We start from the raw sequence: 2,690 nt of genomic DNA on the forward strand, positions 1-2,690 counted from the left end.
TGTTGACGGTTCCTCTTAACCTTCCAGCACCGGGCAGGCGTCAGTGCGTATACATCGCCTTACGGCTTCGCACGCACCTGTGTTTTTGATAAACAGTCGCTTCTCCCTATTCTCTGCGACCCCACAACCCCACACCGCGCGCAAGGCGCGGGGAAGTCACGGGGTCCTCCTTATCCCGAAGTTACGGAGGAATTTTGCCGAGTTCCTTAACCACGATTCACTCGAACGCCTCGGTATACTCTACCTGACCACCTGAGTCGGTTTAGGGTACGGGCGCGTTATGCCCTCACGTCGAGGCTTTTCTCGGCAGCATAGGATCACCACAAGTCCACACACGCGTGTGTCCCTCATCAGTTCTCACCCTTCATGCCCCCCGGATTTACCTGAGGAACGGGCCACAACCTTAAATACGCACAACCATCGGCGCACTGCAGCTACCTGTCTGCGTCACCCCTGTTAACACGCTTGCCTACAATCACCGGGGCCCCAAGACCCACACACACCAACAAACCCGAAGGCTTAGTGGCGGCGTGAGCAGATTGGTTAGCACAATGACTTCAGCATGGGCGGTCATAACGCGGTACCAGAATATCAACTGGTTGTCCATCGACTACGCCTGTCGGCCTCGCCTTAGGACCCGACTAACCCAGGGCGGATAAACCTAGCCCTGGAACCCTTAGTCAATCGGCGCTGCGGATTCTCACCGCAGATTCGTTACTCATGCCTGCATTCTCACTCCCACACAATCCACCAGAAGTTCCCTCCAGGCTTCACCTCGTGCAGGACGCTCCCCTACCCAACAACACACCAGCACTCCAGTTCCTGGCGCCAGCATCGCGTGTTGTTGCCACAGCTTCGGCGGTACGCTTGAGCCCCGCTACATTGTCGGCGCAGAACCACTTGACCAGTGAGCTATTACGCACTCTTTCAAGGATGGCTGCTTCTAAGCCAACCTCCTGGTTGTCACCGCGACTCCACATCCTTTCCCACTTAGCGTACGCTTAGGGGCCTTAGCTGATGATCTGGGCTGTTTCCCTCTCGACTACGAAGCTTATCCCCCGCAGTCTCACTGCCACGCTACACCTAATGGCATTCGGAGTTTGGCTGACGTCAGTAACCCACAGGGCCCATCGGCCATCCAGTAGCTCTACCTCCACCAGGGACCACGCGACGCTGCACCTAAATGCATTTCGGGGAGAACCAGCTATCACGGAGTTTGATTGGCCTTTCACCCCTACCCACAGTTCATCCCCCAGGTTTTCAACCCTGGTGGGTTCGGTCCTCCACACAGTCTTACCTCTGCTTCAACCTGACCATGGGTAGATCACCCCGCTTCGGGTCTAGAACACGCGACAAACGCCATCTTTCAGACTCGCTTTCGCTACGCATACCCCACACGGGTTAAGCACGCCACGTATCACTAACTCGCAGGCTCATTCTTCAAAAGGCACGCCATCACCCCACAAGGCTCTGACGGCTTACAGGCACACGGTTTCAGGTACTATTTCACTCCCCTCCCGGGGTACTTTTCACCATTCCCTCACGGTACTATGCACTATCGGTCATCAAGTAGTATTTAGGCTTACCAAGTGGTCTTGGCAGATTCACACGAGATTTCACGAGTCCCGCGCTACTCGGGCACCACACCCACACGCCCTGCCACCGGTCCGCTTACACGACTCTCACGCTCTACGGTCAGCCATCCCAGACTGTTCAACTCCCAGCAACAACACGCGCGACCCCCCGGCAGAAGGATCCGATGTGGCCCCACAACACCAAACACGCAACGGCCGCCGCCTCTCACACGCATCTGGTTTAGCCTCCTCCGCTTTCGCTCGCCACTACTCACGGAATATCTTTTCCTGCGGGTACTGAGATGTTTCACTTCCCCGCGTTCCCCCCACCACCCTATACACGTTCAGATGATGGTAACCCAGCACAACCCAGGTTAGGTTCCCCCATTCGGACACCCTCGGATAATAACGCTCGCTCGCCAGCTCCCCGAGGCATATCGCAGGCCGCAACGTCCTTCATCAGCTCTTGATGCCAAGGCATCCACCGAATGCCCAATAAAACTAAACAAAACACAAAAAACAGTACAGAACAAATATGCTCGCAACCACTATACAAATCACAAACAACCCACCACACACACCCAGACACCCAAACCACAAACGATCCAGGCCGGGCATGCAGGCAACCACCACAACAAGCGGCGGACGCTCACACGGTGTTGAACGTGAACCCGACAGTGTGCTCATCTGCTAAAAACTTTTTATGCCCAACCCAAAAACGCACCCACACCCACCACCCACATCAGGTGGCGTACACATGCAGGCACAAGAAAACAACCCAACACAACCCAACAGGCCATGCCGAACTGTTCCCCACAAAACTGGGCTCCCTAGAAAGGAGGTGATCCAGCCGCACCTTCCGGTACGGCTACCTTGTTACGACTTCGTCCCAATCGCCAATCCCACCTTCGACCACTCCCCCCGCAAAAACGGTTAGGCCATGGGCTTCGGGTGTTACCAACTTTCGTGACGTGACGGGCGGTGTGTACAAGGCCCGAGAACGTATTCACCGCAGCGTTGCTGATCTGCGATTACTAGCGACTCCACCTTCATGGGGTCGAGTTGCAGACCCCAATCCGAACTGAGACTGGCTTTAAGGGATTCGCTCCACCTCAC

General features: G+C 55.8%; 2 rRNA genes. Both read right to left on the reverse strand.

What is annotated here, in order from left to right:
- A 23S ribosomal RNA gene (locus tag QP415_RS10645) occupies positions 1-2,082 on the reverse strand; the annotation flags it as partial.
- A 326-nt stretch (positions 2,083-2,408) separates the two neighbouring features.
- A 16S ribosomal RNA gene (locus QP415_RS10650) occupies positions 2,409-2,690 on the reverse strand; the annotation flags it as partial.

It is taken from the genome of Pauljensenia sp. UMB3104, from assembly GCF_030217285.1.
In the GTDB taxonomy this organism is placed as follows: Bacteria; Actinomycetota; Actinomycetes; order Actinomycetales; family Actinomycetaceae; genus Pauljensenia.